Genomic DNA, 5,749 nt, shown 5'->3' on the forward strand with positions numbered 1-5,749 from the left:
GAAGACGGTCGCCACCATCCTAAACCAGCGCGGCTATCGAACCGGGACCGGCAAACTCTTCTCCAACACAACGATCAACCGCCTCCTCCACGATGCCACCGCCAAAGGCATCTATTGCGGCAACTACTCCCAGTGGGACGCGTCGACGAAGACCCGATCGATCAAGCCTGAGAGCGACTGGGTTCAGACGCCAGTGGAGCCGATCGTATCGGAAGAGCTCTGGGACCAGTGCGTAAAGATCGTCGCCAACCAGCGCGTCGGCCGGAAGCGGCCATCGAAGGTAACGCAGCACCTCTTTACCGGCTTCCTCCACTGCACCTGCGGCGCACGCATGTACGTATGGGCGAGGTATCCAAAGTACCTCTGCCGGACTTGCGGCAATCGCATCCCTGCGGCGGATATCGAAGCCGTCTATCGCGAGCAGCTTCACGGTCTGCTCTTGTCCGAAGATCAGCTCCGACAGCACCTGGAAGCCGGGCACGAACAGCTTCGAGAAAAGGAACGACTGGTAGCATTTGCGAGCACGGAGCTCGCGCGCCTCCAGGCTGAGGATGATCGCCTCTACCAACTCTACCAATCCGGTCAGTTCACCGCGGAAGAGTACGGCCGCCGCTTCCGCCCGTTGGCCGACCGGCGGACCCAGCTCGAGGAGGAAATCCCTACCCTCACCGCTCAGTGCGATGTGCTCCGCATAACCCTCGCTTCAGAGCTGGAGGCGTTTAGCGAAGCCAGAGACCTGTATGGTCACTGGGAAGAGCTAGCGACCAGTGAGAAGCGTACCTTGGTCGAAGCCATCACTGACAAGATCGTTGTCGGTAAAGAGGAAATCGAAATCCAACTCATCAGCCTCCCTATGGCTGAAAAGCCGTTGGATAGTGCACGCAACTCACGCGATGGCTGAAGGGCTATATGCAGACGTGGGGCGTGCACACGCGCCGACCGTGGCGGCTCGGCGCACGGGGCGCCTTCGCCCTGATGATGACGGTCGGGGCGGCGGTCGTCTCGGCGGCCGTGAACGGCCCGACCATGGCCTGGGTCGCGGCGACCGTGCTGGTGGCCGCGATGGCCGGGCTCTCTCCCGAAACCCCGGCGCTGGCGCTGAGCGTGCTCGTTCTGGGCGCGGCTTCGGCCTGGCTGTCCTGCGTCATCGGCGCGCGGCGGGCCGGCGTGCCCTATGGACCCGCGGACATGATCGCCGCGCCGGCCTACTGGGCGCTGCAGAGCCTGGCCGCCGTGCACGCCGGGTGGCGGCTGGTGCGCGAGCCGTTCGCCTGGGACAAGACGCGGCACCGGCGAGATACGCCCGTCGCCCAGACGGCGACGGCGCCGGCCCACGCCGTGCTGGACGAGAGGGCGTCGGACCGCCTATCAGCGGGCCATGCCGCCGCGCCTCAACCCGTCGCCTGAGACCCTCGTCACCCGCGCCTGGGCCGACTACGCCCTGCTGGACAGCGGCGACGGCCGCAAGCTTGAGCGCTATGGGCCCCATACCGTCGTGCGGCCCGAGCCGCAGTGCTTCTGGTCGCCGCGCGATCCGGCCGCCTTCGACGCCGCCGACGCAGTGTTCGACCCGACCGACGAGGACGAGAGCGGGCGCTGGCGCTTCGCCGGGAACCCGATCGACACCTTCCCCCTGGCCTGGCGGGATGTGCGTTTCACCAGCCGGTTCACGCCGTTCCGGCACCTGGCCTTCTTTCCGGAGCAGGCGGCGAACTGGGACTGGCTGGATGGGCGTATCCGGCGGCTGAAACAGCCGAAGATCCTGAACCTGTTCGGCTATACCGGCGTGGCGAGCCTGGCCTGCGCGGCGGCGGGGGCCGAGGTCACCCATGTCGACGCCTCCAAGAAGTCGGTGGCATGGGCGCGGGAGAATGCGGAGCTGTCGGGGATGAGCGACCGGCCGATCCGCTGGATCGTCGAGGACGCGCGGAAATATGCGGCGCGGGAGGTGCGGCGGGGGTCGAAATACGACGGGATCATCCTCGATCCGCCCAAGTATGGACGGGGGCCGACCGGCGAGGTGTGGCGGCTGTTCGAGGACCTGCCGGGGCTGCTGAAGGACTGCGCCGCCCTGCTGTCGGACGATGCGTCCTTCCTGCTGCTGAATGCGTATGCAGCGCGGATTTCGGGGCTGTCGCTGGCGCATCTGATGGCCGAGGCGACGCACGATCGGGGCGGCGTCATCGACTGGGGCGAACTGGCGCTGGCCGAGGACGGACCGGACGGGCGGGCGATCGGGCTGAGCTTCTTCGCGCGGTGGTCGGCGTGAGCGACCGGCTGATCACCTCGCTGACCAATGACACGGTCAAGGCCGTGCGGGCGCTGCATATGCGCAAGGAGCGCGAGGCGACCGGGCGGTTTCTGGCGGAGGGCTTGAAGTTCATCGGCGAGGCGCTGGACCAGGACCGGGCGCCGAAACTGCTGCTGGTCGGCGAGGAGGCGCGGCCGCATCCGATCCTCGAGCGGGCGCGGGAAGCGACACGGGCGGCCGGGGGCGAGGTGGTCGTGGTGACCCACGCCATCCTCGAGAAGATCAGCCGGCGGGACAATCCGCAGACGGTGCTGGGGGTGTTCGAGCAGGTCTACACGCCGCTGTCGGCGATCCGGCCGGAGACGGCGCCGTGCTGGGTGGCGCTGGAGCAGGTCAGGGACCCGGGCAATCTGGGGACCATCATCCGGACGACCGACGCGGCGGGCTGCGGCGGGGTGGTGCTGATCGGGGACTGCGTCGACCCCTATTCGGTCGAGGCCGTGCGGGCGACCATGGGCTCGGTGTTCGCGGTGGCCATCGCCAGGGCCTCGGCGGCGGAATTCCTGGCCTGGCGGCAGGGCTGGCCGGGCAGCGTGGTGGGGACCCGACTGGACGCGACGCTGGGGTATCGCGAGGCGGACATCCAGCATCCGGCCCTGATCCTAATGGGCAATGAGCAGGCGGGGCTGACGGACGCGCTGGCCGAGGCCTGCGACGTCAACGTCAAGATCCCGATGCGGGGCCGGGCCGACAGCCTGAATCTGGCCATCGCCACGGGGATCATGGTCTATGCGGTCACGGATCAGGCCTAGAAGCTCCTCCCGTCGACGCGTTGGGCGGTCCAGCTCCACGGCTCGATGTCGGTCAGGGTGCGGACGTTGACGGCGACCATTTCCGACCCGTCGGGAGCCACGCCGCGGGCGAAGGTCTGGACGCCGCAGGTCTCGCAGAAGCGGTGCCGTATCTTGTGGTTATTGAACAGGTATTCGGTCTGCGACCCGTCGGCCGTGAGGCGGAAGGCGTCGGGCTGGACGAAGCCGAGCACGAAGCCCTTGCGGTAGCAGTGCGAGCAGTTGCACTCGATCAGGCCGTCGAGGCTCATGTCGACTTCATAGGCCACCGCGCCGCAGTGGCAGGAGCCGGTGTGGGTTTGAACGTCGGTCATCACGCATCCTCCAGCAGCACCACCCCCGGCGCCGATTTGAGGGCGCCGCGCAGGGCGCCGTCGAGGCGGTAGCGGCCGGGGAGTTTCAGCTCGACCTCGCGGCGGCCGTCGAGGGAGGCGACGAGGGAGACCTCCCCGCCCTTGCCGTCGGCCCTGGCCTTGTCGAGCCGCGTGCGAAGCGCCTCCGGGTCGGCGGATTTCGACGAGACGTGGATGCGCAGGCCCATCTGGCCGTCGTCGATCAGGGCGTCCAGCTTGCTTGCGTCGTCGCCGAAGAAGCGCACCTCGCCGTCCGAGGACTTGGCGCGGACGCGGACCATGATCGAAGCGCCGACCTCCAACACCTCGCGGCATTTGCGCAGCTGTTCGGGCGGGAACAGGCATTCGAATTCGCCGGTCGGGTCGGAGAAGGTGACGAAGGCGAATTTCTCGCCGGTCCTGGCGCTGGCCCGCTCCTGACGGCGGCGGACGACGCCGGCCATCAGGAAGGCCTCGTGGCCGGTCTCGGCCAGGGCGGTGGCCTCGGCGACGAAGGTGACGCGCTTGCGCTTCAGGGCCGGCGCCATGTCCTCCAGCGGGTGGCCGGACAGGTAGAAGCCGACCGCGGCCAGCTCCTGATCCAGCTTCTCGGGGCCGACCCACGGCTCGACCGGACGCAGGCGCGGCCGCGCCGCCCCGGCCTGGTCGCCGCCGAACAGGGAGACCTGGGACGAGGCGCGCTCGGCGGCCACGCTCTGGCAATAGGCCATCAGGGTGTCGGCCTGTTCGACCAGCTGGCGGCGGTTGCTGTGGAAGCTGTCGAAGGCGCCGGCGCGGGCGAGGTTCTCGAGCGCGCGCTTGTTGACGTCCTTGGGATCGACCCGTTCGAGGAAGTCGAAGATGTCGGTGAAGCGGCCGCCGGTCTCGCGCACCTCGACCAGGTGTGTCATGGCCTCAAGGCCGACGTTGCGGATGGCGCCCAGGGCGTAGAGGACCGAGCCCGTCTTGGCGCCGTCGGCGCCCTCCTCCCAGGCGACGTCGAAATCGGCCGAGGAGCGGTTGACGTCCGGGGACTTCACCGGCACCTCGAAACGACGACAATCCTGATAGAAAACCGCCAGTTTGTCGGTGTTGCTGAGATCGAGACTCATGGACGCAGCCATGAATTCGACCGGGTGGGTCGCCTTCAGCCAGCCGGTCTGGAAGGAGATCAGGGCGTAGGCGGCGGCGTGCGACTTGTTGAAGCCGTAGCCGGCGAATTTGGCGACCAGGTCGAAGATGCCGCCGGACTGTTCTTCCGGAACGCCCTTTTCCGAGGCGCCCTTGATGAAGCGCGCCCGCTGGAAGTCCATCTCCTCCTGCTTCTTCTTGCCCATGGCGCGGCGCAGAAGGTCGGCCTCGCCGAGGCTGTATCCGGCCAGGACCTGGGCGATCTTCATCACCTGCTCCTGGTAGATGATGACGCCGTAGGTTTCGGTCAGGACATCCTTGAGCGAGGGGTGGAGGTAGTCGACTTCCTGACGGCCGAATTTGCGATCGATGTAGGTGTCGATCATCTCCATCGGGCCGGGCCGGTAGAGGGAGATCAGGGCGGTGATCTCCTCGATCGAGCCGCAGCGCATCTTGCGCAGGGTGTCGCGCATGCCCTGCGATTCCAGCTGGAACACGCCGACGGTCTGGCCCGAGGCCATCAGTTCATAGGTGCGCGGATCGTCGAGCGGCAGGCCGTTCCAGTCGGGGGCGGCGCCGCGGCGCTCCAGATACTGGCGGGCGCGGTCAAGCACGGTCAGGGTCTTGAGGCCCAGGAAGTCGAACTTCACCAGGCCGGCGGCCTCGACCCATTTCATGTTGAACTGGCTGGCCGGGATGGTCGAGCGCGGGTCCTGGTACAGCGGCGCCAGCTCGATCAGCGGGCGGTCGCCGATGACGATGCCGGCGGCGTGGGTCGAGGCGTTGCGGTACAGCCCCTCCAGCTCCAGCGCCGTCTCCAGCAGGGCGGCGACGTTGGCGTCGGAGTCGCGCGCCTCCTTCAGCCGCGGCTCCAGCTGGATGGCCTGGGCCAGGGTGACGGGGTTGGCGGGGTTGGCCGGCACCATCTTGGCGAGGCGGTCGACCTGGCCGAGCGGCATCTGCAGCACCCGGCCGACGTCGCGCAGCACGGCCCGCGCCTGCAGGGTGCCGAAGGTGATGATCTGGGCCACCCGGTCCTTGCCGTAGCGGTCCTGGACGTAGTCGATCACCTCCTCGCGCCGCTCCTGGCAGAAGTCGATGTCGAAGTCGGGCATGGAGACCCGCTCGGGATTGAGGAAGCGCTCGAACAGCAGGCCGAAGCGCAGCGGATCCAGATCGGTGAT

Annotated in this window: 6 protein-coding genes; 4 read left to right on the top strand and 2 right to left on the bottom strand. The window is 67.9% G+C overall.

Annotated elements, in window-relative coordinates; translation table 11 throughout:
• The 4 genes from RDU12_RS11720 to RDU12_RS11735 all read left to right on the top strand — a co-directional run.
• Window positions 1-901 (top strand): recombinase family protein (locus tag RDU12_RS11720; RefSeq protein WP_308684732.1); only part of this gene is annotated, 901 nt, incomplete at its 5' end.
• A gap of 8 nt (window positions 902-909) precedes the next feature.
• Window positions 910-1,407 (top strand): hypothetical protein, encoded by a 498-nt coding sequence (locus RDU12_RS11725; protein WP_308684734.1) that lies wholly within the window; start codon window positions 910-912, stop codon window positions 1,405-1,407.
• Window positions 1,379-2,269 (top strand): class I SAM-dependent methyltransferase, encoded by an 891-nt coding sequence (locus RDU12_RS11730; protein ID WP_300292782.1) that lies wholly within the window; start codon window positions 1,379-1,381, stop codon window positions 2,267-2,269. The genes RDU12_RS11725 and RDU12_RS11730 overlap by 29 nt, the downstream gene beginning before the upstream one ends.
• Window positions 2,266-3,063 carry an RNA methyltransferase gene (locus RDU12_RS11735; protein ID WP_300292780.1) on the top strand — a complete coding sequence of 266 codons (798 nt, stop codon included), beginning with the start codon at window positions 2,266-2,268 and terminating at the stop codon, window positions 3,061-3,063. The genes RDU12_RS11730 and RDU12_RS11735 overlap by 4 nt, the downstream gene beginning before the upstream one ends.
• Here RDU12_RS11735 and RDU12_RS11740 read toward each other — a convergent pair.
• Entirely contained in the window at window positions 3,060-3,416 is a 357-nt protein-coding gene (locus tag RDU12_RS11740; protein ID WP_300292778.1) for a GFA family protein, read from the bottom strand. The two genes, RDU12_RS11735 and RDU12_RS11740, sit on opposite strands and share 4 nt — an antisense overlap.
• Window positions 3,416-5,749: DNA polymerase III subunit alpha (gene dnaE / locus RDU12_RS11745; RefSeq protein ID WP_308684737.1), on the bottom strand; the 2,334-nt coding region annotated here is incomplete at its 5' end. The genes RDU12_RS11740 and dnaE, both read right to left, overlap by 1 nt.

Origin of the sequence: Brevundimonas sp., from assembly GCF_031082345.1 — a bacterium.
Classification (GTDB): Bacteria; Pseudomonadota; Alphaproteobacteria; order Caulobacterales; family Caulobacteraceae; genus Brevundimonas.